Raw genomic sequence first — 21,909 nt, forward strand, 5'->3', positions numbered from 1 at the left:
TCCCCTGGTGATCATCCGCGCCCGCACCGGAAGCGTCCCCGCATGAGCCGCCGCACCCGACGTGCCGTCCCCGCCCAGGGGGCGCCGCGGCCCACCGTCAGCGTCTGCCGCGGCTGCTGCTGCGGCACGCCCAAGGTCCCGGACGTGGACCACGCCGGCCAGCTCGCCGAGCTGCGGCGCTCGCTCGGCGAGTCGGCCACGGTCCGCGCCGTGGAGTGCCTGGACGCCTGCGAACAGGCCAATGTCATCGTCGTGCAGCCCTCGCCCGAGGGGCGCCGTGCGGGCGGCCGCCCGGTCTGGCTCGGTCTGGTCAACGACCCGGACGCCGTGACGGACATCGTCGCCTGGGTCGGGGCGGGCGGTCCGGGGCTGGTGGACCCGCCGGAGATCCTCGACCTGTACACGTTCCGCCCCTCGCGCCGCGTGCAGCAGGAACTCGAACGCTAAGGGCTGTCCCGCGCTGCCCCGGGCTTCACCATCAGGAAGAAGGCCTGCGGGGTCTTCTCCCGCTCGTCCGCTTCACGGACCAGCCTGGCCTGCACACGGAATCCGGCCTTCACGAGCATGCCGGCCACCGCGTCGGGCGCGAACCGGTGCACGTCGAGCGTCACCGCGTGTCCGTACGCACGCTCCAGGCGCACACACCCGTCGCCGACCTTGAAGGCCATGAGCAGATGGCCGCCGGGCGCCAGGACGCGATGGAACTCGGCGAAACACCGCGGCAGTTGCTCCGGCGGGGTGTGGACCAGGGAGTACCAGGCGAGCGCACCGGCCAGACTGTCGTCCGCCATGTCCAGGGCGGTCATCGACCCCACGGCGAAGTCGAGGTCCGGGTACGTCTCGCGCGCCACCGCGATCATGCCCGGCGAGAGATCGATGCCGAAGGCGGTCAGCCCCAGGTCGCGGAGAACCGCCGTCACCCGGCCGGGACCACAGCCCAGATCGCCCACCGGCCCGCCGTCACCCGCCCTCACGAGACCGGCGAAGGCGGCCAGCATGGCGTTGTCGTACGGCTTGTCCGCCAGCTCGTCGGCCAGCAGTACGGCGTAGTCGGCGGCGACGGCGTCGTACGAGGCGCGGGTGAGGTCGAGGGGCGAAGGCTCCGTCATGACTTCGCCCCGGCGGCCAGCCGCCGCAGCAGCGCGGGCAGCGCCGTGCCGATGGGTTCGCGGACGACTGCCTCGGCGAGCTCGTCGTACGGCGTCGGCTCCGCGTTCACCACGGTGAGCCGTGCCCCGTTCTCCACCGCGAGTCCGGCCAGCGAGGCGGCGGGCTGCACCTGCAAGGTCGTACCCACCGCGATGAACACCTCACAGGCCTTCGCGATCGACACCGCCTGGCCCAGCACCGCCGGATCGAGCCGCTCACCGAACATGACCGTGGCCGATTTCAGGATGCCGCCGCAGACCGTGCACGGCGGGTCGGCCTCTCCCGCCTCCACCCGGGCCAGCGCCTCGGCCATCGGGGAGCGGGCATGGCAGCGGGTGCAGACCACTTTGCGCGCGGTCCCGTGCAGTTCCAGGACCTTGCGGGCGGGGAGGCCGGCGAGCTGGTGCAGACCGTCGACGTTCTGCGTGATCACCCGCACCGGGGTGCCGGACCGCTCCAGCTCCGCCACCGCGCGGTGGGCGGCGTTCGGCTCGACGGCCCGGGCCGCGGTGGTGCGGCGCATCTGCCAGGAGCGGCGGCGGATCTCCGGATCGGCCATGTAGAAGTCGTACGTGACGAGCTTCTCGGCCTCCGGGTCCTTGCGCCAGAGACCGTTGGGCCCGCGGTAGTCGGGGATGCCGGAGTCCGTGGAGATGCCGGCGCCGCTGAGGATCGCGACGAGAGTCATGCCGCGAGCGTACGCAGCGCCGGACACCTCGGGCGAGGCCATTTAGGCCTCGGGCAGCCGTCCGCCCCGTGGTGGACGTCAGGCCGCGGGGCCGGCCGGAGTGAACGGCGACGGGGTCAGGCCCGTCCAGGTGTTCAGCACGGCGCTCGCGGTCTGCTTGGTCACGCCGCCGTCCTGGACGGTGCCGCTCTTCGCCACGTAGAACCGCCCGTCGTCGAGCGAGACCAGGCCGTACTGCCCGTACTGGCCCGGCGCCGGCCACCCGTACGTACCGGTCGTGCTGTCGTGCGCGCCCTCGCGCAGCAGCGGGAGCAACAGCCCGCGCTCCGGGCGCTGCTGCCCGCGCACCCAGCTGCGCACCGGCTTGCGCGCACCGTCCAGCGCGAAGACCGAGTAGTTGGGGAAGCCCGGCTTGGAGCCCTTGTAGGCCGCCATCAGCCAGTTGCCGCTGTGCCCGTCGTACTCCAGGTTCTGCACGCCGTAGTTGGTGTTCCCGGTGTACGCGAAGAACTTGCCGTCGACATGGGCGGGTCCGCTGGTGTGCGGGGCGGACTCGGTCAGCGGACGCTCGTACTTCTTCCACCGGGTGACGTCGTACTGGAGCAGCACCTGGTGGTCGTTGTCCGTGCGGGCGGTGTTGGCGTACACGCCGTACGCGACCGTCAGCTTCCTCCCGGCGTGCTTGCCGCGCCGGTCGCCGAAGGCCGGACCGAACGCGACACCGTCGATCCCGCTGCAACCGTAGCGGTGGTCGGGGGTGTTGCCCGTGTCGCCGTCGAAGACGCCGTCGCCGTTCATGTCGGCGGTGAAGTCCTTCACCACCTCCTTCAGGTAGACGGTCGAGACGACACCCGTGGACTGGGCGTCCATGTCCATCCGGGTGATGCGGTCGACGTCGAGGATCGCGATGTAGAAGGACTTCGCCTCCTTGTACTCCAGGGAGCCGTAGACCCGGCCGTCCTTCTCGTTGAAGTCCAGATCGCCGAGGTGGCCGGTGAATCCGGTGACCGAACCGACCGGGTTGCCCCGGAGGTCGGTCTTGACCAGCAGGTTGGTCATCGAGAAGTACATGAAGCCCTTGCGGCGGTCGATGGCCATGCCCTGGACGTGGCCGGACTGCCAGGCGCCGCCGTCGACCGACAGTGGCAGCCCGCCGTGTACGGCCGGGGCCGATGCCGGTTCCGCGAGCGCCGTCGATGCCGTGGCGACAACTGCCGTACAGGCGAACGCTGCGACGATCGTGGCCGGCAGCCCGCCGAGGTGTCCCGTGTGCGTACGCATGATCCCTCCGCTGTCGTGGAGTCCGGATGATGCCGGTCGAGCGTGCACTGCGGACCAATGGCACATGAACTCACGAGTCCGGCAGCCGTCGACCGGACTACCAGGTGACGACAGGTCAGCACAACGGGACACAACGGGAATACGGTCTGTATGCGGCGAGCGGGGGGAGCGTGGGGCCGGCGCCGGCCCCGTATGTCAGCCGTTCACGGGGCGCCCGTCCTCCAGCTCCACCGCGCCGCCACCGGATTCGAGCACGTCCAGCGCCGCCTTCACGCGCAGCGCGAGAGGCCCGAGCAGATAGCGGTCGATCTCCTCGGGCTCGACCAGTTTCCAGGACAGCAGTTCCTCCTCCTGGAGCCGGATCTCCTTCAACTGGGCCTCGTCCAGTACTCCGCCGTCGTACAGGTACGCGGTGATCGGCGGCCGCCGCGGGCCGCGTGCCCAGTCGACGGCGAGCAGTCGCCCGGGTTGCAGATCGAGGCCGATCTCCTCGGCGGTCTCGCGTCGTGCGGCCTGTCGCGGGCCCTCGCCGTCGTCGGACTCGATCGTTCCGCCGGGCAGTGCCCAGCCCTCCCGGTAGTTCGGCTCGACGAGCAGCACGCGGCCCCGGTCGTCCCGGAACACGGTGGCCGCGGCGGCCAGTACCCGGGGAAGCCCGGCGATGTACGAGGCGTAGTCAGTGATGGTCACGCGGGCAGCGTAGTGGCAGAGGGCGCAAGCGGACCGACGACGGCTCTGGGCAGCGGGTATCCGCTGCGGATAGGGTCGGGGGCGGCGCGACTGCCTGTTCGAGAGCAAGGGATGCAAGGTGGCGGACGGAGCAGTGATGGAGACCGCACGCGTGCTCGTCGCGGCGGACAAGTTCAAGGGCTCGCTCACGGCCGTGGAGGTCGCGGAGCGGGTGACGGCCGGGCTGCGGCGCGTCGTCCCCGACGTGCGGGTCGAGACCCTGCCCGTGGCGGACGGCGGCGACGGCACGGTGGCGGCGGCGGTGGCAGCCGGATTCGAGCGCCGCGAGGCGCGGGTGACCGGCCCGCTCGGGGACCCGGTGACCGCGGCGTACGCGGTGCGCGGCACCACGGCGGTGGTGGAGATGGCCGAGGCGTCGGGCCTCCAGCATCTGCCCGCGGGGGTGTTCGCCCCGCTCACGGCCACGACCTACGGTTCCGGCGAGCTGCTCGCCGCCGCGCTCGACGCGGGTGCCCGGACGATCGTGTTCGGCGTCGGAGGCAGCGCGACCACGGACGGCGGCGCGGGCATGCTGGCCGCGCTCGGCGCCCGCTTCCTGGACGCGGACGGCAAGCCGGTCGGCCCCGGTGGCGGCGGCCTCGCCGAGCTGGCGGAGGCGGACCTGTCCGGACTCGATCCGCGACTGGCCGAGGTGGACCTGATCCTCGCCAGCGACGTGGACAACCCGCTGACGGGCCCGAAGGGCGCCCCGGAGGTCTACGGCAGACAGAAGGGCGCGACCGAGGACGACATCGCGGCCCTCGACGCGGCGCTCGCCCACTACGCGTCCGTCCTCGGCCCGGAGCACGCAGCGCTGCCCGGAGCGGGAGCCGCGGGCGGCATCGGCTACGGGGCGCTGGTCGCCCTCGGCGCCCGCTTCCGCCCCGGCATCGAGGTCATGCTCGACGTCCTCGGCTTCGCCCCGGCGCTGGCCCGGGCCACCCTGGTGATCACCGGTGAGGGCTCGCTCGACGAGCAGACCCTCCACGGCAAGGCTCCGGCGGGAGTGGCGGCTGCGGCCCGCGCCGCGGGGATCGAGGTCGTGGCGGTCTGCGGCCGGCTGGCCCTGCCGCCGGAGGCGCTGACCGCGGCGGGCATCCGTCGCGCGTACGCCCTGGCAGATCTGGAGCCGGATCCCGCGGTCTCGATGGCCCAGGCGGGGCCGCTGCTGGAACGGGCCTCCGAGGCGATCGCGCGCGACTTCCTGCTGTAGCCCGCGGTATCCGGCTCCTGGGGACCAGGTCCATCCGGCGGTCGAGGACACGATGGGGCCCGCGGGGCGGGCCCCGTCGAGGGGACGGGTGGGCAGGGGGCGGCTCCGCGCAGCGGAACCCACCTCTGCCCGACGCCTCGCTCGCCCGACGCCTCGCTCGCCCGATGTCCCGGTCGCCCTGGTCAGCCGGGTCGGCCCATGGAGGGTGTCCCGTCCAGCCCGCCCCCTGCGTTCCTCACGTCCCGGGCGTCCCTCACATCCTTCGTGCCCGTCGCATCCTTCGTACCCCTCGCGTCCCCGGCGTCCCTCGCGTCCTGGGCATCCCGTACATCTCGTACATCCTGGCCGCCCCCTGCGTCCTGCGCATCCCTTGTGTCCCGTCCGTCACGCAGGGTGCCCAGATCGACCGCATCCGCCTCGACGCCGCCCTCGCCGCTCAGCAGATCGGCCAGGCACCCGAGCTCCGTCGGCAGGTCCCGGCGCCAGGCCATCATCACGAACGGCGCGAGAATGATCATGCCGCCGTCCAGATGGGGCTTGACGGAAACGGTGACCGTCGTGCCCTCCCGGTTCGGGCTCAGCCGGAACTCCAGCTCCGGCGAGTGGCGGCCCAGTGGGGTCCACATGCCCGCACCGCGGAAGGCCAGGTACTCGACGGGAGTGCTCGCGGTGCACCTCAGGCGGTGCGCCCGCCGTCTGCCCGGGAACTTGCAGGTGTACTCGTCACCCAGTTCGGTGGCGATCGGGCCCTCGATCACCCGGTCTATGGTCGAGGACCACTCGGCCAGGTTCCGCGGATCCCGGAGGAACGAGAAGATCTCGTCGGCGGGGCGGGATACCTGGACATTCGCAGACACATGGGGCATGGCTCCACCTCTTACGGCACCCATCCGCCGGAGTACCGGCTTCCGGTTGCCCTCGTCGCGGTGCCGTCGCCCATCAGCCTGCTTCGGATCGCCCGTCCGCGCACCCGTCGCAGGGCCGATGGAGTGACTCATGGGTCCTGTCGGGTCACCTTCTCGGAGAGTTGCGTGCAGAGCCGCCTGATCTCGCGGTATGTGCTGTTCCGCTCGGTGACGACCGCGGCCAGCAGCAGGGCGGTGAGCGCGGTGGAGCCGTTGAAGGCCTGGAGAGTGACCATGTTGGTGAGCAGGTCGTGGTGGGCGAAGGGGCCCGCCATCCGTCCGGCGGCGAGGATCGCGAGCGTGGACACGCCCAGTGCGCAGCACGCGGCGCCGGCGCGCTCGAAGCGGAAGGCGGCCCAGATCAGGAACGGGGACACGAGGAAGAGCAGCGAAGCCCCGGCCTCGGTCGCCAGCAGGGTGACGGCCAGCGCGCACACCCCCAGCGCGACGGCCTCCGCCCACCTGGCCGGGCCGATGCCGGACGGCCGGCGGAACCGGCGGACGACGAGCAGGAACGGCGTCACGACCATGACGCCCATGGCGTCGCCCGTCCACCAGACCGACCAGGTCCGCCAGAACTCCTCGGCCGGGATCGCGTCCGCGACGACGAGGGCGCCGGTTCCCACGGTCGCGCTGATCAGCATGCCGGCCAGCGCACCCAGGAAGACCAGCGCCAGCGCGTCCCGCAGCCGGTCGAGCTCATTGCGGAAGTCCGCGCGCCGCAGCAGCCAGTAGGAACAGAGCGGGGCGACCGTGTTTCCGACGGCGATGACCAGCACGGGCAGTACGGAGGGGCCGATCATGATGTTCACCGCTAGGGCACCGAGAGCGATTCCTGGCCAGATCCGTGGCCCGAACACGAGCAGCGCCGCCAACGCGATCCCGGTCGGCGGCCACAGCGGGGTGACCTGACCGCGTACCAGTTGCTGGAGCAGCCCCAGACGGGCCGTCGCGTAGTAGCAGGCGGCCACCGCGAGGACCGTCAGGAGCTTGGCCGTCTGCTGCCGGAGCCGTGCGCTGTCCACCACCACAGCATCAGACACCACACCGCCGCCCGCCGTCCGGACGGGCGCGCCGGGACCGCGCCGATGAGGTCGGCGAACGGGGGTACGTGGCGCCCCGCCACCGGCTGCGCTGCACGGAACGCGTCAGAACCTCTTCGGCGCACCGTCGTAACGGACGACGAGCACGGCGGCGTCGTCGTCGTGACCGGTCAGGTCCGCCACCTCGATCACCCGCGCGGCCAGCTCGCCGGGATCGGCCCCGTCCGCCGCGCCGACCACCTCCGACACTGCTGCGAGTCCCTCGTCGATCGGGTACGAGGGCCCCTCCACGACCCCGTCGGTCAGCAGGACCAGGTACCCGGGCCGCCCCAGCCGCCGACGGGTCACCGGGTACCGCTGGTCGCGCAGAATGCCCAGGGGCACGCCACCGGCGTCGAGGGAGACGCCTGAGTCGCCGTCGTCGGTGCCCCACACGATGGGCACGTGCCCGGCCCGTGCCACGGACAGCTCGCCGCTCTCCGGGACGAAGCTCACCAGACAGCAGGTCGTGAACAGATCGCCGCCCAGCGAGATCAGCAGATCGTTGGCGCAGGCCAGCACCCTGCCGGGGTCGACCGTGACGCTGGCGAGCGCCCTGAGGCTGGCGCGGGCCTCACCCATGAAGGCGGCGGCCTCCACCCCGTGCCCCTGCACGTCGCCGATGGCGATCCCCGCCGCCCCGTCCAGCATCGCGAACGCGTCGTAGAAGTCGCCGCCGACGGCCAGGCCGTCCTGCGAGGGGGAGTAGCGGGCCGCGATCCGCAGGCCCGGGAAGTCGGGCAGCTCGGCGGGGAGCATGTGCCGCTGGAGGGCCAGGCCCAGCTCGGCCCGGGCGCGCTGGCGCCTGATGTTCTCCAGGGCCTGATCGACGAGGCGCCCGAGGGTGAGGAGGAGTTCCTGGGCGTTGTCCTGTTCCTTGTGGTGTCGGTGCATGGCGTCCCTGAGCGGTCCGATGCGCCCCTTCTGAAACCTTAGCCTCCTGCCGCCGTCCGCAGGAGGGCGTACGCACGCGGCCTCTCGCCCGTGGAGGCCGGGGAGCCGTCGTCGGCCCACCGCGTCCCGGAACCGCTCCAGCCCGGCCGCGACAACCGCGGGGACGCCCGCCCCGGTCGTCTCGGCGTGGATCGGGAGGGGCGGCCCAGAGGCAGCGTGCCGCACCGCCGTCCCCCACGGGGCCTCCATGGGCATCGGCACCCGTCCTCGTCCGGGATGCCCGCCGGGCTCGGGGAAGCGGTCCCGGCGGGCGGCGGCCGGGCATTCCAGAACGGTGTGCGCACCGCCGTGCTCGTCACCGCGTCCGCTGTCTCCTGGGAGCCGCCGTCGCGGCGGTCGGACTCCGGGGCACTTCCCGGGGCGCACGGCGCTGAGGGGTGTGGCCGGTGCCCACGCGGGCGGGCACCGACCGCACCGGGCCGCTACTGGATGAACCGCGGGAGCCACCTGGCCCGGTACCCGGGGTGGCCGGCGTGTTCCGCGGCCAGCTGCCGTACGGCGAACCCCAGCCCCACGGCCCGGCCGGACCCGAAGTCGTGCTCGGGCCGGTCGGTGTCCAGATGCGCGATCTCCGCGTACTCGTCGAGGAGTACCCGGTTCGTCTCGATACGGCGCAGTGTGCGCGCGGGGTCCTGGAGGACGATGTGCTGGTCGAAACCGAGATTCCGCACACTGAACGCGATGGCCCCCGACCGGTCGTGGACCTCGCCGGGCACATCGGCCGGACACCGCCAGCTGTCGCCGCCCGCCGCCTGAGCGATGCGCTCCTCCTCGGCGAGGCGTTCCCGAACGAAGCCGATCATGTCCGAGTTGTCTGTCATCGAGGTTCCGAGTCCTTCGTCGTCATGGTCTCCGTCGGTCCAAAGCCGTTACCCGGTCGGCGAGTTGGCCACGAGCGGTGGACCCTGGTCCGGGTGCGTCCGAGGCCGGGAGCCGGCCGTGGACCCGGCCCCGGTCGCGTCCACGGCCGGACGCGACCGGGGCCGGGTCCGCGGACGGCGCTCCCATGGACTGGGCCGAAGAGCACCCAGTGTCGTGGACCGTGCCGGAGCAGATCAAGCTCACGAGGCCGCGCCGGATGAAGATCATGCGAGAGCCCGGGACCGGCCGTCCGCGCGGTGGCCCGGTGGCCCGTTTCCCTGCCTAGGCCGCCGTACGCGGAAGGACCCGGGTGCTGGGGAGCACCCGGGTCCTTCTCGTGTGTTCTGCGTACCGCTACGGAAGCTGTGCCGTCCGTGCCTCGCGCCGGTTGTCGCGGAAGGTGTTCACCCGCCGGGCGGTCGCGAAGAGCGGGATGACCGCCCCCAGGACCACCTGAAGCGCACAGCCGGTCTGCAGGAGCAGCTGACCGCCCGGGGCGTCGAACGCCCACGCGGCGAGGAGCCCCATCGCGGCCACGATCCAGCTGAGCATCGCCACCGCGAGGACACCCCGCGGCTTCGGGTACTCGACCCGGCTGACCATCAGCCACGCCACCCCGACGATCGCGAGCAGCGTCGGCACGAAGGGCAGCTCCAGGAGCACGATCGAGACGACCGTGAGCGCTCCGAAGGGGCTCGGCATGCCCTGGAACATGCCGTCCTTCATGGTCACGCAGGAGAATCTCGCAAGCCTGAGCACCACCGCCAGCAGCACCACGATCGCCGCCAGCGCCGACACTCGCTGGTGCGCGTCGTCCGCGACCATGCCGTACACCAGCACGAAGTACGCCGGGGCGAGCCCGAAGCTGATCAGGTCCGAGAGGTTGTCCAGCTCGGCACCCATCGGCGAGGAGCGGAGCTTGCGCGCCACGAGCCCGTCGAACAGGTCGAAGACCGCCGCCAGGAGCATCAGGATCACGGCGGTGGCCGCGGAGTGCCGGGCCATGCCGCTCTCGTCGCTGCCCGTGAGGTGCGGGATGAGGATTCCGGTGGTGGTGAAGTACACCGCCATGAAACCGCACGTGGCGTTACCGAGAGTGAGGGTGTCCGCTATCGACAGCCGCAGAGAGAGCGGCATGTCCTCGCCGGCGTCCTCCTCGGACTCCGACTCGGGCACCCAGCCTGCCTGTGTATCAGGATCAATCACGGTCAATTCGAGTCACCCCCGCGGTGGTGGCCTGGCCGACCTCGACCGCGACCTCGACACCTTCCGGAAGGTAGATGTCGACCCGCGAGCCGAATCGGATCAGACCGATGCGCTCGCCCTGTTCCACCTTCGTGCCCTGCGGGATGTACGGGACGATGCGCCGGGCGACCGCACCCGCGATCTGCACCATCTCGATGTCGCCGAGCTCGGTGTCGAAGTGCCAGACAACGCGCTCGTTGTTCTCGCTCTCCTTGTTGAACGCCGGAACGAACCCACCGGGGACGTGCTCGACCGAGGTCACCGTGCCGGCCAGGGGCGCACGGTTGACGTGGACATTCAGCGGGCTCATGAAGATCGCGACGCGGGTGCGTCCGTCCTTCCACGGCATGATGCTCTGCACCACGCCGTCGGCCGGCGAAATGACCCGGCCCTGGGTGATCTCGCGCTCTGGGTCGCGGAAGAACCACAGCATGCCCGCCGCGAGCGCGGTGGTGGGCACGGCTACCGCGGCCCAGCGTCCGGACCTGCGGGCCCGGGTGAGGCTGAGCGCCGCGGTGGCGACGGTCGGGAGGAGCCACGGCGAAGCTCCGCGCGCAAGGCGGACCCCGCCGCGTGATGCAGAGGTTTGGCTGTCGGGCATGGATGACCTTCGTAGCGGATGATGCCGCGCTGGCAACGGGGGACGGCGGCTTTTCCGGCGATGTTATCGGTTGCGAGCAACAACTGGGCAAGCCAGCAGCCGAGTCGGACGGCTTGAAGGCACCGGCCGAGGATGACAGGGTGTGATCTTCTTCGCGGCTAAATCGCCTCGAAAGGGACAATCACCCCTGGAACCGGTACTCCTCGAGGAGTCGGCGCCCGATGATCATTTTCTGGATCTCGGCGGTACCTTCACCGATCAGCAGCATCGGTGCCTCCCGGTAGAGGCGCTCGATCTCGTACTCCTTGGAGAAGCCGTAACCGCCGTGGATACGGAAGGCGTCCTCGACGACTTCCTTGCAGTATTCGGAGGCGAGGTACTTCGCCATCCCTGCCTCCAGGTCGTTTCGCTCCCCGGAGTCCTTTTTGCGTGCCGCATTTACCATCATCGCATGGGCGGCTTCGACCTTGGTGGCCATTTCGGCCAGCTTGAACTGGATCGCCTGGTGCTGAGCGATCGGCTTTCCGAAGGTCTGGCGCTGCTGGGCATAGGAAACACCCAGCTCGAATGCACGCTGTGCGACACCGCAGCCACGGGCGGCCACATTCACCCGGCCGACCTCGACTCCGTCCATCATTTGGTAAAACCCTCGGCCGGTCGTGCCGCCCAGTACTCGATTGGCCGGAATTCGCAGCCCGTCCATGATGAGTTCGGTCGTGTCGACGCCCTTGTAACCCATTTTGTCGATTTTGCCGGGAATGGTGAGTCCGGGGCGGACCTCGCCGAAACCGGGCTTCTTCTCGACCAGGAATGTGGTCATCGACTTGTGCGGGGCGGTGCCCTCGGGGTGGCCTTCGTCACTCCGGCACAGAACGGCGACGAGGGAGGACGTGCCGCCGTTCGTCAGCCACATCTTCTGCCCGTTCAGGACGTACTCGTCGCCGTCCCTGACGCCCTTGGAGGTGATCGCCGAGACGTCCGAACCCAGCGCCGGCTCCGACATCGAGAACGCGCCCCGGACCTCGCCCAGCGCCATGCGCGGCAGGAAGGTGTCCTTCTGCTCCTGGGTGCCGTGCTGCTTGAGCATGTACGCCACGATGAAGTGCGTGTTGATGATTCCCGACACGCTCATCCAGCCGCGGGCGATTTCCTCCACGCACAGCGCGTATGTGAGAAGCGACTCACCCAGCCCCCCGTACTCCTCGGGGATCATCAGTCCGAACAGGCCGAGCTCCTTGAGTCCCTCGACGATCTCGGTGGGGTACTCGTCGCGGTGCTCCAGCCGGGTCGCGACCGGAATGATCTCCTTGTCGACGAAATCCCGGACCGTGGAGAGGATTTCCCGCTGGACGTCGTTGAGGCCGGCGGTCTGGGCGAGTCGCGTCATGGCTACTTCTCCGCGTTCTTCTGGGAAGGCTGGTTCAGCTCGGGACGGCCGGGCTGCTCGCCGCCGCGCTCCTTGATGTACGTCTCGGTGGGGACCATCACCTTGCGGCGGAACACGCAGACCAGCGTTCCGTCCTGCTTGTACCCCTTGGTCTCCACGTGAACGATTCCGCGGTCGCTCTTGGACTTTGACGGGGTCTTGTCCAGAACCGTCGTCTCGCCGTAGACCGTGTCGCCGTGGAAGGTCGGGGCGACATGCTTCAGCGACTCGACCTCCAGATTGGCGATCGCCTTTCCGGAGACGTCCGGGACGGACATGCCGAGCAGCAGCGAGTAGATGTAGTTGCCGACGACAACGTTCTTCCCGAAATCGGTCGTGCGCTCCGCGTAGTTGCTGTCCATGTGCAACGGGTGATGATTCATGGTCAGCAGGCAGAAGAGGTGGTCGTCGTACTCGGTGACCGTCTTCCCGGGCCAATGCTTGTAGACCGCACCGACCTCGAACTCCTCGTATGTGCGTCCGAACTGCATGGTCAGGCCTCCGGAGCTTCGAACTTGGAGGTGCGCTGCATGCCGGCCGCGCGGCCCTTGCCCGCGATGACGAGGGCCATCTTGCGGCTCGCCTCGTCGATCATCTCGTCGCCGAGCATCGCCGAGCCCTTCTTGCCGCCCTCCTCCGAGGTGCACCACTCGTACGCGTCGAGGATCAGCTCCGCGTGGTCGTAGTCCTCCTGCGAGGGCGAGAACACCTCATTGGCCGCGTCCACCTGGCCCGGGTGCAGCACCCACTTGCCGTCGAAGCCCAGCGCCGCCGCCCGGCCCGCGACCTCGCGGTACGCGTCCACGTCGCGGATCTGCAGGAAGGGGCCGTCGATCGCCTGGAGGTCGTGCGTACGGGCCGCCATCAGAATGCGCATCAGGATGTAGTGGTACGCGTCCGCGCCGTACCCGGGCGGCTGCTGACCGACGACCAGGGTCTTCATGTTGATCGACGCCATGAAGTCGGCCGGGCCGAAGATCAGCGTCTCCAGGCGGGGCGAGGCGGCGGCGATGTCGTCGATGTTCACCAGGCCCCTGGCGTTCTCGATCTGCGCCTCGATGCCGATCCTGCCGACCTCGAAGCCCATCGTCTTCTCGATCTGGGTCAGCAGCAGGTCGAGGGCGACGACCTGCTGGGCGTCCTGGACCTTGGGCAGCATGATGCAGTCGAGGTTCTGGCCGGCGCCCTCGACGACCGTGATGACATCGCGGTACGTCCAGTGCGTGGTCCAGTCGTTGACCCGCACGACCCGGGTCTTGCCCGTCCAGTCACCGTTGTTCAGCGCGTCGACGATGGTGTGCCGGGCGCCCTCCTTGGCGAGCGGCGCGCAGGCGTCCTCCAGGTCGAGGAAGACCTGGTCGGCGGGGAGGCCCTGGGCCTTCTCCAGGAACCGCGGGTTCGAGCCGGGCACTGCCAGACACGAACGGCGTGGACGCAGGCGGGAGGTGCCGTCCCGCAGGGACGTCTCTTGAGGGTGGTGGTGGGAGACGGGCGGGCGGTTGACGGCAGTCATGCGGGGACCTCCAGAGGGTCGAGCTTGTTCGCTTTCCGGATCTCGTCGACGATACGGCCGATGATCTCCGTGATACCGAAATCCTTCGGGGTGAAGACGGCGGCGACACCGGCTTCGACCAGGGCCGACGCGTCGGCGGGCGGAATGATCCCGCCCGCGATGACCGGGATGTCGGCGGCGCCCGCCCCGCGCAGCCGGGTGAGCACGTCCGGTACGAGTTCGGCGTGCGAACCGGACAGGACCGACAGACCGACGCAGTGCACGTCCTCGGCGAGGGCGGCGGAGACGATCTGTTCGGGGGTCAGTCTGATCCCCTGGTAGACGACCTCGAAGCCGGCGTCGCGGGCCCGTACGGCGATCTGCTCGGCGCCGTTGGAGTGCCCGTCCAGGCCCGGCTTGCCGACCAGCAGCCGCAGCCGTCCGGCACCCAGGTCGGCCGCGGTGCGGGCGACCTTCTCGCGGACCAGGGCCAGCGGGGTCCCCGCCTCGGCGGTCACCGCGACCGGCGCGGACGAGACGCCCGTCGGGGCCCGGAACTCGCCGAAGACGTCGCGCAGCGCCCAGGACCACTCGCCGGTGGTGACGCCCGCGCGGGCGCACTCCACGGTCGCTTCCATCATGTTGTCGGTGCCCGCGGCGGCCTTCTTCAGCGCCGCCAGTGCCTCGGTGGCGCGGGCCTCGTCGCGGTTGTCGCGCCAGTCGTGCAGGGCGGCGACGACCCGGGCCTCGTTGGCGGGGTCGACCGTCATGATCGCCCCGTCGAGGTCCGCGGTGAGCGGGTTCGGCTCCGTCGTCTCGTAGATGTTGACGCCGACGATCCGCTCCTCGCCGCCCTCGATCCGGGCCCGGCGGGCGGCGTGCGAGGAGACCAGCTCGGACTTCAGATAGCCGGACTCCACGGCCGCCATGGCGCCGCCCATCCGCTCGATCCGGTCGATCTCGGCGAGCGACTCGGCGACCAGCTCGTCGACCTTGGCCTCGATGACGTGCGACCCGGCGAAGATGTCCTCGTACTCCAGCAGGTCGCTCTCGTGCGCGAGTACCTGCTGGATGCGGAGCGACCACTGCTGGTCCCAGGGCCGGGGGAGCCCCAGCGCCTCGTTCCAGGCCGGCAGCTGCACGGCGCGGGCGCGGGCGTCCTTGGAGAGCGTGACGGCCAGCATCTCCAGGACGATGCGCTGGACGTTGTTCTCCGGCTGTGCCTCGGTCAGCCCGAGGGAGTTGACCTGGACGCCGTAGCGGAAGCGGCGCTGCTTGGCATCGGTGATGCCGTACCGCTCGCGCGTGACCTGGTCCCAGATGCGGCCGAAGGCGCGCATCTTGCACATCTCCTCGATGAAGCGGACGCCCGCGTTCACGAAGAAGGAGATGCGGGCGACGACATCGCCGAACCTTTCCTCCGGCACCTGTCCCGAGTCACGGACCGCGTCGAGCACGGCGATCGCCGTCGACATGGCGTACGCGATCTCCTGGACCGGAGTGGCCCCCGCCTCCTGCAGGTGGTAACTGCAGATGTTGATCGGGTTCCACTTCGGGATGCGGTTGACCGTGTACGTGATCATGTCGGTGGTCAGCCGCAGCGAGGGACCGGGCGGGAACACGTGCGTCCCGCGCGAGAGGTACTCCTTGACGATGTCGTTCTGCGTGGTGCCCTGGAGCCTGGTGGGATCGGCGCCCTGCTCCTCGGCGACCACCTGGTAGAGCGCCAGCAGCCACATCGCGGTGGCGTTGATCGTCATCGAGGTGTTCATCTGCTCCAGGGGGATGTCCTGGAACAGCCGGCGCATGTCACCGAGGTGCGAGACGGGTACGCCGACCCGGCCGACCTCGCCGCGGGCGAGGATGTGGTCGGGGTCGTACCCGGTCTGCGTCGGCAGGTCGAAGGCGACCGACAGGCCGGTCTGGCCCTTGGCGAGGTTGCGCCGGTAGAGCTCGTTGGACGCCTCGGCCGTCGAATGACCGGCGTACGTCCGCATGAGCCACGGGCGGTCCTTCTGACGCCCGCTCATGTCAGGCGTTCCCGCCGTGCTTGCCGGTCCGCTCCGACGGCGCGTCACGGAACAGGTTGATGGCGTCGATGTGCTGCTCGCGCAGTTCCTCGTTGCGCACGCCCAGCCCTTCGCGCGGTGCCAGTGCCAGCACGCCGACCTTGCCCTGGTGGAGGTTGCGATGGACGTCGTACGCGGCCTGGCCGGTCTCCTCCAGGGAGTAGACCTTCGACAGCGTGGGGTGGATCCGCCCCTTGGCGATCAGCCGGTTGGCCTCCCACGCCTCGCGGTAGTTGGCGAAGTGCGAGCCCACGATCTTCTTGAGCGACATCCACAGGTAGCGGTTGTCGTACTCGTGGTTGTAGCCGGAGGTGGAGGCGCAGGTGACGATCGTGCCGCCCTTGCGGGTCACGTACACCGAGGCGCCGAAGGTCTCGCGGCCCGGGTGCTCGAAGACGATGTCCACGTCCTCGCCGTCGGTCAGTTCACGGATGCGCTTGCCGAACCGCTTCCACTCGCGGGGGTCCTGGTTGTGCTCGTCCTTCCAGAACGTGTAGCCCTCGGCGTTGCGGTCGATGATCGCCTCGGCGCCCATCCTCCGGCAGATGTCGGCCTTCTGCTCGCTGGAGACGACACAGATCGGGTTGGCGCCGCCGGCCAGGGCGAACTGCGTGGCGTAGGAGCCGAGTCCGCCGCTGGCGCCCCAGATCAGCACGTTGTCGCCCTGCTTCATGCCCGCGCCGTTGCGCGAGACGAGCTGGCGGTAGGCGGTGGAGTTGACCAGGCCCGGGGCGGCGGCCTCCTCCCAGCTGAGGTGTTGCGGCTTGGGCATCAGCTGGTTGGACTTGACGAGCGCGATCTCGGCGAGGCCGCCGAAGTTGGTCTCGAAGCCCCAGATGCGCTGCTCGGGGTCGAGCATCGTGTCGTTGTGGCCGTCCGAGGACTCCAGTTCGACCGAGAGGCAGTGCGCGACGACCTCGTCGCCGGGGTGCCAGGCGTTGACGCCGGGACCGGTGCGCAGGACGACGCCCGCCAGGTCCGAGCCGATGACGTGGTACGGCAGGTCGTGGCGCCTGGTGAGCTCGCTGAGCTTTCCGTAGCGCTCCAGGAAGCCGAAGGTGGACATCGGCTCGAAGATCGAGGTCCAGACCGAGTTGTAGTTCACCGAGCTCGCCATGACGGCGACCAGGGCCTCGCCCGGCCCGAGTTCGGGCACCGGGACCTCGTCGAGGTGCAGTGACTTGCGGGGGTCCTTGTCGCGAGTGGCGAGCCCGTGGAACATCTCGGTCTCGTCCTTGTGCACGGTCACCGCGCGGTACGACTCGGGAATGGGCAGGGCCGCGAAGTCCGCGGCTGTGCTGTCCGGCGATTGGATCGCGTCCAGGATTTCCTTCACGGTGTGCCTCCGGCGGATGGGGGCGCTGCGGGATCGCTTGGGAGTCCCTGCGAGCAAGAGGGGGCGGTGTGGTGTGGAGGTGGTGCCGTCGGTTCGGCTGTCAAAGCTTCGGCTTGCTCTGTGGAGCGGAAGGGTTCGCCTGTGACGCAGGCGTCCGGGCGCGCAGGCACATCGCTTGCGGGGACAGCCGGCGTACGTGAGATCTCGGCACGCCGGCCGCCCGGACAACTTCAACGTATGGCACTCCGTGACACCTGGCAAGGCACTCGGTGCCAACAATTTCTCTCACTTGTCACCCACGGGGCACCGATGAGCGGCGCAGGGGCTGTTCTATGGGGATATGCCCCGGAAGGAACCGCGAATGATCGATCAGCGCGACCGGTACACATAGGGGGTCGTGGTGCTCAGGGCCACGAATCCGAGCCGCCGGAGGATGGGGCTGCTCATGTCGGAGGCATCGACCTGAAGGTAGCGGTATCCGCGCTCCGCCGCGATCCGGGCACGGAAGGCCACCAGTGCCCGGTAGATGCCCTTCCCGCGCCACGCCTCGACCGTTCCGCCGCCCCAGAGCCCCGCGAAGCCCGTGCCCGGGTACAGCTCCATCCGGGCCGAGCTCACCGGCTCGTCGCCCACCATGGCGAGGACGCCGACGAAGCCGTCCGGGTCCTCGGCCAGCCTGGCCAGCACCTGATGCCGCAGCCGCGACCAGTCCGAGCCGAACGCCAGCTCATGGGCACGGGCCATCAGCTCCACGTCGTCCGCGTCCCGCACGGTGCGCAGGCGCACGCCCTCGGGCAGCTCCACCGTCGTCGAGAGCTCCTCGACGGGGGCGACCACCAGGGTCTCCGGCTCCTCCGCCTCGAAACCGGCCGCCAGCAGCCGGTGCGCCAGATCGGCCGGGCGGTCGTGCGCGTACAGCTTCCACTCGAACTCGCCGTGCCCGAGCGCTGTGTAGTGCGCCACCTGGGCAGCGATCACGGCGTCGGCCCGCGCGGGGTCCAGCTCCGGGGCCGACCAGACGACGGCGTTCCAGTCGTCGGCCGCGCCGACCTGCCGTACGACGTCGCCGGTGCGCTCGATCCGGACGCCGGGACCGTCGGGGCGGGCGTGCTCGCGCATCTCGCGGTCGAAGAGGGCCAGCAGTGCTTCGGGGTCATGATTCATCCGCCCACCACAGCACCGGTGCGCAGGCGCGGCAACCAGGTTTCGGTGGGGGCGTGCCGACGGCACGCCCCCACCGGTCAGCGGTCCTGGAGCGCCTGCTGGATCGTCCGCATCACTTCGTCGAGCGGTGCGTCCGTGCGCGCCACGGCGACCAGCACCTCGCCCTGGGACGACACCGAGGCGGCCGGCTGCTTCGCGGGCTCGGCGCCGACGGTGCGGCCGGCCCCGATGCCGGTCCCGAAGGTGTCGCGGACGATCGCGAAGGCGTGGTCGAGCTGCGTCTCCACATCGCCCTCGCCGCCCGCCCGCAGCCAGCGGCGCAGCACATGGTTGTGCGCGGTGACGACGGCGGACGCGGCGACCTCCGCCAGCAGCGGGTCGTCGTTGCCGACATGGTGGTCGCGCTCGTCGAAGTGGCCCAGCAGATAGCGGGTGAACAGCCGCTCGTAGCGGGCCACCGAGGCGATCTCCGCCTCGCGCAGGGTGGGGACCTCGCGGGTCAGTTTGTAACGGGCCACGGAGACCGCGGGCTTCGCCGCGTACATCTTCATGACTTCCTTGATGCCGCGGCAGACGGTGTCGAGGGGGTGCTCGTGCGCCGGTGCGGCATTGAGGACGGCCTCGGCCCTGACGAGGGTGTCGTCGTGGTCCGGGAAGATCGCCTCCTCCTTGGAGCGGAAGTGGCGGAAGAAGGTCCGCCGGGCGACTCCGGCGGCGCCCGCGATCTCGTCGACCGTCGTCGCCTCGTACCCCTTCGTGGCGAAGAGTTCCATCGCCGCGGCGGCCAGTTCACGGCGCATTTTGAGCCGTTGGGCGGCGGCGCGCGTGCCTGCGGCACTTTCCTGGGCGTCGGGCGCGGCGGAGACACGGGGGGACCTGGCGGGCTGGGACATGGTGTGAACGTACTGCATGAGGTCGGGGGAGTGCGCCCGTGGGGGAGGGCCGCCCGAGGGATCGAGCAGCCCTCCCCAGCCGGCTCCCGGCTCAGCGCCGGGCATATTCGCGGAAGCCGCGCCCCGTCTTGCGGCCGAGGCAGCCGGCGGCCACCAGATGTTCGAGCAGCGGGGCCGGGGCCAGGCCCGGGTCGCGGAACTCGCTGTGCAGCACCTTCTCGATGGCCAGCGAGACATCGAGCCCGACGACGTCGAGCAGCTCGAACGGGCCCATCGGGTAGCCGCCGCCCAGCTTCATCGCGGCGTCGATGTCGTCGAGCGTCGCGTAGTGCTCCTCGACCATCTTGATCGCGTTGTTGAGGTACGGGAACAGCAGCGCGTTCACGATGAAACCGGCCCGGTCGCCGCAGTCCACCGGGTGCTTGCGGACCGTGCCGCACACCTCGCGGACGGTGGCGTGGACGTCGTCGGCGGTGAGTACCGTACGGACCACCTCGACCAGCTTCATCGCCGGCGCCGGGTTGAAGAAGTGCATCCCGATCACGTCCTGCGGGCGCGCGGTGGCCCGCGCGATCGCCACGACCGGCAGCGACGAGGTGGTGGTGGCGAGGACGGCACCCGGCTTGCACACCTTGTCCAGGGTCCCGAACAGCTGCTGCTTGACCGCCAGGTCCTCGGCGACGGCCTCCACCGCGAGATCGACATCGGCGAAGGCGTCCAGCGAACCGGCCGCGGTGATCCGGGCCAGGGCCCCGTCCCGGGCCTCGGCCGTCAGCCGCCCCTTGGTGACGGAACGCTCCAGCGACTTGGCGATCCGGCCCTTCGCGGTGTCCGCCTTCTCCTGACCGCGGGCGGCGAGCACCACGTCGTACCCGGCCTTGGCGAAGACCTCGGCGATCCCCGAGGCCATCGTCCCGGAACCCGCGACACCCACCGAACGCACCGTGCGCCCGGCCACCGCCGACCCGTCGTCCCCCGGGGTCAGCGCGTCCGGCACCACGGTCTGGCTCCCGGCCGCCACGTACGTGTAGAAGCCGCGTCCCGACTTGCGGCCGGTCAGCCCCGCCTCGCTGAGCTGCCGGAGCACCGGGGCCGGGGCGTGCAGCCGGTCGTGCGTCTCGGCGTACATGGCCTCCAGGACGGTGCGGGCGGTGTCGATCCCGATCAGGTCGAGCAGGGCGAGCGGGCCCATCGGCAGGCCGCAGCCGAGCTTCATCGCCGCGTCGATGTCCTCCCGGGAGGCGTAGTTCGCCTCGTACATCGCGGCGGCCTGGTTGAGGTAGCCGAACAGCAGTCCGTCGGCGACGAAGCCCGGGCGGTCGCCGACCGCGACCGGCTCCTTGCCCAGGCTGCGGGCGAGCGCGGTGACGGCCTCGACGGCCGGCGGCGCGGTCAGTACCGAGGAGACCACCTCGACCAGCTTCATCGCCGGTGCCGGGTTGAAGAAGTGCAGACCGAGCACGCGCTCGGGGTGCAGCGATTCGGCGGCCAGCCGGGTCACCGACAGGGCGTTGGTGCCGGTCGCCAGGATCGCGGTGGGGGAGACGATCCCGTCGAGCTCCCGGAAGACCTGCTGCTTGATCTCGTACGACTCGGGAACGACCTCGATGACCAGTTCCGCCTCAGCGGCGGCCCGGAGGCCGGCGAAGGTACGGAACCGGGCGAGGACCTCGCCCCGCTCCTCCTCGGTGATCCGCCCGCGCCGCACGGCGCGGGCGGTCGAGGACTCCAGGGCGGCGACGGCCTGACGGGCGGCCGCTTCGCTGATGTCGATGCCGATGACCTCGTGGCCGGCGCGGGCCAGGACCTCGGCGATGCCGGTGCCCATGGTGCCGAGACCGACGACGGCGATGGTGCTGAGAGGGATGTCCATCACGGGACTCCAGAGAATGAGTGACGACTGTGAGGAGGCACGGCGCGCACTGAGAGGGAGAACCGGCGCGACACGTGCGGGAATTGCGTGTCGTGGTACTCGGGGCCGGGGCGCGATGAGCACGCCGGGACCCGGAAGGGGCGACGGACTCTGTCCCGGAGTCACGTCTCGCAAAACTGCCGAACCGACAAGCACTCCGGGTGGCTGCGTCACCAGGCCACCGGAGCAAGCGGGGATCGTATCCCGCTCACATGAGATTAACTGCCGGGTAACGAGCGCGCCAGCCCCAGGCCGTTGTGCCCCACGCCACATTTCTCCCGCCCCTCGATACGCAGAGTCCCCGCCGATAAGCTGACGGTCATGGACGAGGAGTTCCGGTCACTGGCGGACCGGCTTGCTGACGAGGCGGACGCGGCAGGGGAGTCGGCGGCGTACCGCGCACTGCTCGCCACCGAGGACGGGGAGGAGCTGGCCCGTGTCCTGGTGGAACGCGAACGCCCGCTCTGGGCCCGCGAGATGGCTGCCTTCCGGCTCGGCTGCGAGGGGGACCCGCGGGCCTTCGAGGCGCTGGTCCTGCTGCTCAACCACCGTGATCCCGAACGCTGTGTCTGCGCCGCCCACGCCCTGGTGCGCCTCGGCGACCCCCGCACGCCCCGGGCCGCCGCGGCCCTCGCGACCAACGCCCTGCGCACCGCGTACGCCCTGCACCCGGTGCGGCTGCTCACCGCGCTGCGCGCCCCGGAGTCCGTACCGGCGCTGATGAGCACCCTGGAACGGCTGCTCGCCCCGGGCGATCCGCACTGGCGGGTGGCGCTCGCCTGTGTGGAGGGGCTCGGGCAGCTGGGGGACGAGCGGGCCCGCCCGCTCCTGGCGGCCGCTCTGCCGCACCCGAGGCTCGGCGGCGCGGCCCGCGACGCGCTCGTCCGGCTGGACACGGCCTGAGGAAGC

At 70.5% G+C, this 21,909-nt stretch carries 21 protein-coding genes; 3 read left to right on the top strand and 18 right to left on the bottom strand.

Annotated features, from left to right (window positions below):
* Window positions 1–42 precede the first annotated feature (42 nt).
* Window positions 43–447: a (2Fe-2S) ferredoxin domain-containing protein gene (locus AB0D53_RS34885; protein WP_329817609.1), complete on the top strand. Its 405-nt coding sequence runs from the start codon at window positions 43–45 to the stop codon at window positions 445–447.
* Here AB0D53_RS34885 and AB0D53_RS34890 read toward each other — a convergent pair.
* The 4 genes from AB0D53_RS34890 to AB0D53_RS34905 all read right to left on the bottom strand — a co-directional run bounded on the left by AB0D53_RS34890 (window position 444) and on the right by AB0D53_RS34905 (window position 3,808).
* Window positions 444–1,109 carry a class I SAM-dependent methyltransferase gene (locus AB0D53_RS34890; RefSeq protein ID WP_362453288.1) on the bottom strand — a complete coding sequence of 222 codons (666 nt, stop codon included), beginning with the start codon at window positions 1,107–1,109 and terminating at the stop codon, window positions 444–446. The two genes, AB0D53_RS34885 and AB0D53_RS34890, sit on opposite strands and share 4 nt — an antisense overlap.
* Complete coding sequence (locus AB0D53_RS34895) at window positions 1,106–1,837, bottom strand: Sir2 family NAD-dependent protein deacetylase (protein WP_362453289.1); 732 nt, start codon at window positions 1,835–1,837, stop codon at window positions 1,106–1,108. Before AB0D53_RS34895 ends, AB0D53_RS34890 begins: the two co-directional genes overlap by 4 nt.
* 78 nt (window positions 1,838–1,915) lie before the next feature.
* Window positions 1,916–3,118 carry a hypothetical protein gene (locus AB0D53_RS34900; RefSeq protein ID WP_362453290.1) on the bottom strand — a complete coding sequence of 401 codons (1,203 nt, stop codon included), beginning with the start codon at window positions 3,116–3,118 and terminating at the stop codon, window positions 1,916–1,918.
* Window positions 3,119–3,313: 195 nt separating this feature from the next.
* A complete protein-coding gene (locus AB0D53_RS34905) occupies window positions 3,314–3,808 on the bottom strand; it encodes an NUDIX hydrolase (RefSeq protein WP_362453291.1) in 495 nt (164 codons plus the stop codon).
* A gap of 136 nt (window positions 3,809–3,944) precedes the next feature.
* Here AB0D53_RS34905 and AB0D53_RS34910 point away from each other — a divergent pair, with 136 nt between their 5' ends.
* A complete protein-coding gene (locus AB0D53_RS34910) occupies window positions 3,945–5,060 on the top strand; it encodes a glycerate kinase (RefSeq protein WP_362453292.1) in 1,116 nt (371 codons plus the stop codon).
* Window positions 5,061–5,242: 182 nt separating this feature from the next.
* On the opposite strand, the gene AB0D53_RS34915 is transcribed toward AB0D53_RS34910, so the two are convergent.
* The 14 genes from AB0D53_RS34915 to AB0D53_RS34980 all read right to left on the bottom strand — a co-directional run bounded on the left by AB0D53_RS34915 (window position 5,243) and on the right by AB0D53_RS34980 (window position 20,961).
* Entirely contained in the window at window positions 5,243–5,926 is a 684-nt protein-coding gene (locus tag AB0D53_RS34915) for an SRPBCC family protein (RefSeq protein ID WP_362453294.1), read from the bottom strand.
* A 128-nt stretch (window positions 5,927–6,054) separates the two neighbouring features.
* Complete coding sequence (locus AB0D53_RS34920; protein ID WP_362453364.1) at window positions 6,055–6,990, bottom strand: MASE1 domain-containing protein; 936 nt, start codon at window positions 6,988–6,990, stop codon at window positions 6,055–6,057.
* Between the two features lie 123 nt (window positions 6,991–7,113).
* Window positions 7,114–7,941 (bottom strand): PP2C family protein-serine/threonine phosphatase, encoded by an 828-nt coding sequence (locus AB0D53_RS34925; RefSeq protein WP_362453295.1) that lies wholly within the window; start codon window positions 7,939–7,941, stop codon window positions 7,114–7,116.
* Between the two features lie 482 nt (window positions 7,942–8,423).
* A complete protein-coding gene (locus AB0D53_RS34930; RefSeq protein WP_362453297.1) occupies window positions 8,424–8,822 on the bottom strand; it encodes a DUF6221 family protein in 399 nt (132 codons plus the stop codon).
* 394 nt (window positions 8,823–9,216) lie between these two features.
* A complete protein-coding gene (gene pssA / locus AB0D53_RS34935) occupies window positions 9,217–10,038 on the bottom strand; it encodes a CDP-diacylglycerol--serine O-phosphatidyltransferase (protein WP_176729170.1) in 822 nt (273 codons plus the stop codon).
* A gap of 22 nt (window positions 10,039–10,060) precedes the next feature.
* Window positions 10,061–10,708: a phosphatidylserine decarboxylase gene (locus AB0D53_RS34940; RefSeq protein WP_329817593.1), complete on the bottom strand. Its 648-nt coding sequence runs from the start codon at window positions 10,706–10,708 to the stop codon at window positions 10,061–10,063.
* Between the two features lie 181 nt (window positions 10,709–10,889).
* Window positions 10,890–12,095 (bottom strand): acyl-CoA dehydrogenase family protein, encoded by a 1,206-nt coding sequence (locus AB0D53_RS34945; RefSeq protein ID WP_362453299.1) that lies wholly within the window; start codon window positions 12,093–12,095, stop codon window positions 10,890–10,892.
* A 2-nt stretch (window positions 12,096–12,097) separates the two neighbouring features.
* Complete coding sequence (locus AB0D53_RS34950) at window positions 12,098–12,625, bottom strand: MaoC family dehydratase (RefSeq protein ID WP_362453300.1); 528 nt, start codon at window positions 12,623–12,625, stop codon at window positions 12,098–12,100.
* A gap of 2 nt (window positions 12,626–12,627) precedes the next feature.
* A complete protein-coding gene (locus AB0D53_RS34955) occupies window positions 12,628–13,647 on the bottom strand; it encodes a CoA ester lyase (protein ID WP_362453302.1) in 1,020 nt (339 codons plus the stop codon).
* Complete coding sequence (locus AB0D53_RS34960) at window positions 13,644–15,656, bottom strand: protein meaA (protein WP_362453303.1); 2,013 nt, start codon at window positions 15,654–15,656, stop codon at window positions 13,644–13,646. Before AB0D53_RS34960 ends, AB0D53_RS34955 begins: the two co-directional genes overlap by 4 nt.
* A gap of 1 nt (window position 15,657) precedes the next feature.
* Window positions 15,658–17,031, bottom strand: a complete 1,374-nt coding sequence (ccrA, locus tag AB0D53_RS34965; RefSeq protein ID WP_362453304.1) for a crotonyl-CoA carboxylase/reductase — start codon at window positions 17,029–17,031, stop codon at window positions 15,658–15,660.
* A gap of 369 nt (window positions 17,032–17,400) precedes the next feature.
* On the bottom strand, window positions 17,401–18,195 hold the full coding sequence (locus tag AB0D53_RS34970; protein WP_362453306.1) for a GNAT family N-acetyltransferase: 795 nt from the start codon (window positions 18,193–18,195) through the stop codon (window positions 17,401–17,403).
* A 77-nt stretch (window positions 18,196–18,272) separates the two neighbouring features.
* A complete protein-coding gene (locus AB0D53_RS34975; RefSeq protein WP_362453307.1) occupies window positions 18,273–19,088 on the bottom strand; it encodes a TetR family transcriptional regulator in 816 nt (271 codons plus the stop codon).
* A 91-nt stretch (window positions 19,089–19,179) separates the two neighbouring features.
* On the bottom strand, window positions 19,180–20,961 hold the full coding sequence (locus AB0D53_RS34980; protein WP_362453308.1) for a 3-hydroxybutyryl-CoA dehydrogenase: 1,782 nt from the start codon (window positions 20,959–20,961) through the stop codon (window positions 19,180–19,182).
* Between the two features lie 360 nt (window positions 20,962–21,321).
* On the opposite strand from AB0D53_RS34980, the gene AB0D53_RS34985 reads away from it, so the two are divergent.
* Window positions 21,322–21,903 (top strand): adenylosuccinate lyase, encoded by a 582-nt coding sequence (locus AB0D53_RS34985; RefSeq protein WP_329817581.1) that lies wholly within the window; start codon window positions 21,322–21,324, stop codon window positions 21,901–21,903.
* Window positions 21,904–21,909 lie beyond the last annotated feature (6 nt).

Origin of the sequence: Streptomyces sp. NPDC048295 (genome assembly GCF_040652135.1) — a bacterium.
Lineage (GTDB): Bacteria > Actinomycetota > Actinomycetes > Streptomycetales > Streptomycetaceae > Streptomyces.

Excerpts from the sequence above, each read along its gene's own strand:
- AB0D53_RS34885 (WP_329817609.1), top strand. The coding sequence starts at position 43 with ATGAGCCGCCGCACCCGACGTGCCGTCCCCGCCCAGGGGGCGCCGCGG.
- AB0D53_RS34890 (WP_362453288.1), bottom strand. The coding sequence starts at position 1,109 with ATGACGGAGCCTTCGCCCCTCGACCTCACCCGCGCCTCGTACGACGCC.
- AB0D53_RS34895 (WP_362453289.1), bottom strand. The coding sequence starts at position 1,837 with ATGACTCTCGTCGCGATCCTCAGCGGCGCCGGCATCTCCACGGACTCC.
- AB0D53_RS34900 (WP_362453290.1), bottom strand. The coding sequence starts at position 3,118 with ATGCGTACGCACACGGGACACCTCGGCGGGCTGCCGGCCACGATCGTC.
- AB0D53_RS34910 (WP_362453292.1), top strand. The coding sequence starts at position 3,945 with ATGGAGACCGCACGCGTGCTCGTCGCGGCGGACAAGTTCAAGGGCTCG.
- AB0D53_RS34915 (WP_362453294.1), bottom strand. The coding sequence starts at position 5,926 with ATGCCCCATGTGTCTGCGAATGTCCAGGTATCCCGCCCCGCCGACGAG.
- AB0D53_RS34925 (WP_362453295.1), bottom strand. The coding sequence starts at position 7,941 with ATGCACCGACACCACAAGGAACAGGACAACGCCCAGGAACTCCTCCTC.
- AB0D53_RS34930 (WP_362453297.1), bottom strand. The coding sequence starts at position 8,822 with ATGACAGACAACTCGGACATGATCGGCTTCGTTCGGGAACGCCTCGCC.
- AB0D53_RS34940 (WP_329817593.1), bottom strand. The coding sequence starts at position 10,708 with ATGCCCGACAGCCAAACCTCTGCATCACGCGGCGGGGTCCGCCTTGCG.
- AB0D53_RS34945 (WP_362453299.1), bottom strand. The coding sequence starts at position 12,095 with ATGACGCGACTCGCCCAGACCGCCGGCCTCAACGACGTCCAGCGGGAA.
- AB0D53_RS34950 (WP_362453300.1), bottom strand. The coding sequence starts at position 12,625 with ATGCAGTTCGGACGCACATACGAGGAGTTCGAGGTCGGTGCGGTCTAC.
- AB0D53_RS34955 (WP_362453302.1), bottom strand. The coding sequence starts at position 13,647 with ATGACTGCCGTCAACCGCCCGCCCGTCTCCCACCACCACCCTCAAGAG.
- AB0D53_RS34960 (WP_362453303.1), bottom strand. The coding sequence starts at position 15,656 with ATGAGCGGGCGTCAGAAGGACCGCCCGTGGCTCATGCGGACGTACGCC.
- AB0D53_RS34970 (WP_362453306.1), bottom strand. The coding sequence starts at position 18,195 with ATGAATCATGACCCCGAAGCACTGCTGGCCCTCTTCGACCGCGAGATG.
- AB0D53_RS34975 (WP_362453307.1), bottom strand. The coding sequence starts at position 19,088 with ATGTCCCAGCCCGCCAGGTCCCCCCGTGTCTCCGCCGCGCCCGACGCC.
- AB0D53_RS34980 (WP_362453308.1), bottom strand. The coding sequence starts at position 20,961 with ATGGACATCCCTCTCAGCACCATCGCCGTCGTCGGTCTCGGCACCATG.
- AB0D53_RS34985 (WP_329817581.1), top strand. The coding sequence starts at position 21,322 with ATGGACGAGGAGTTCCGGTCACTGGCGGACCGGCTTGCTGACGAGGCG.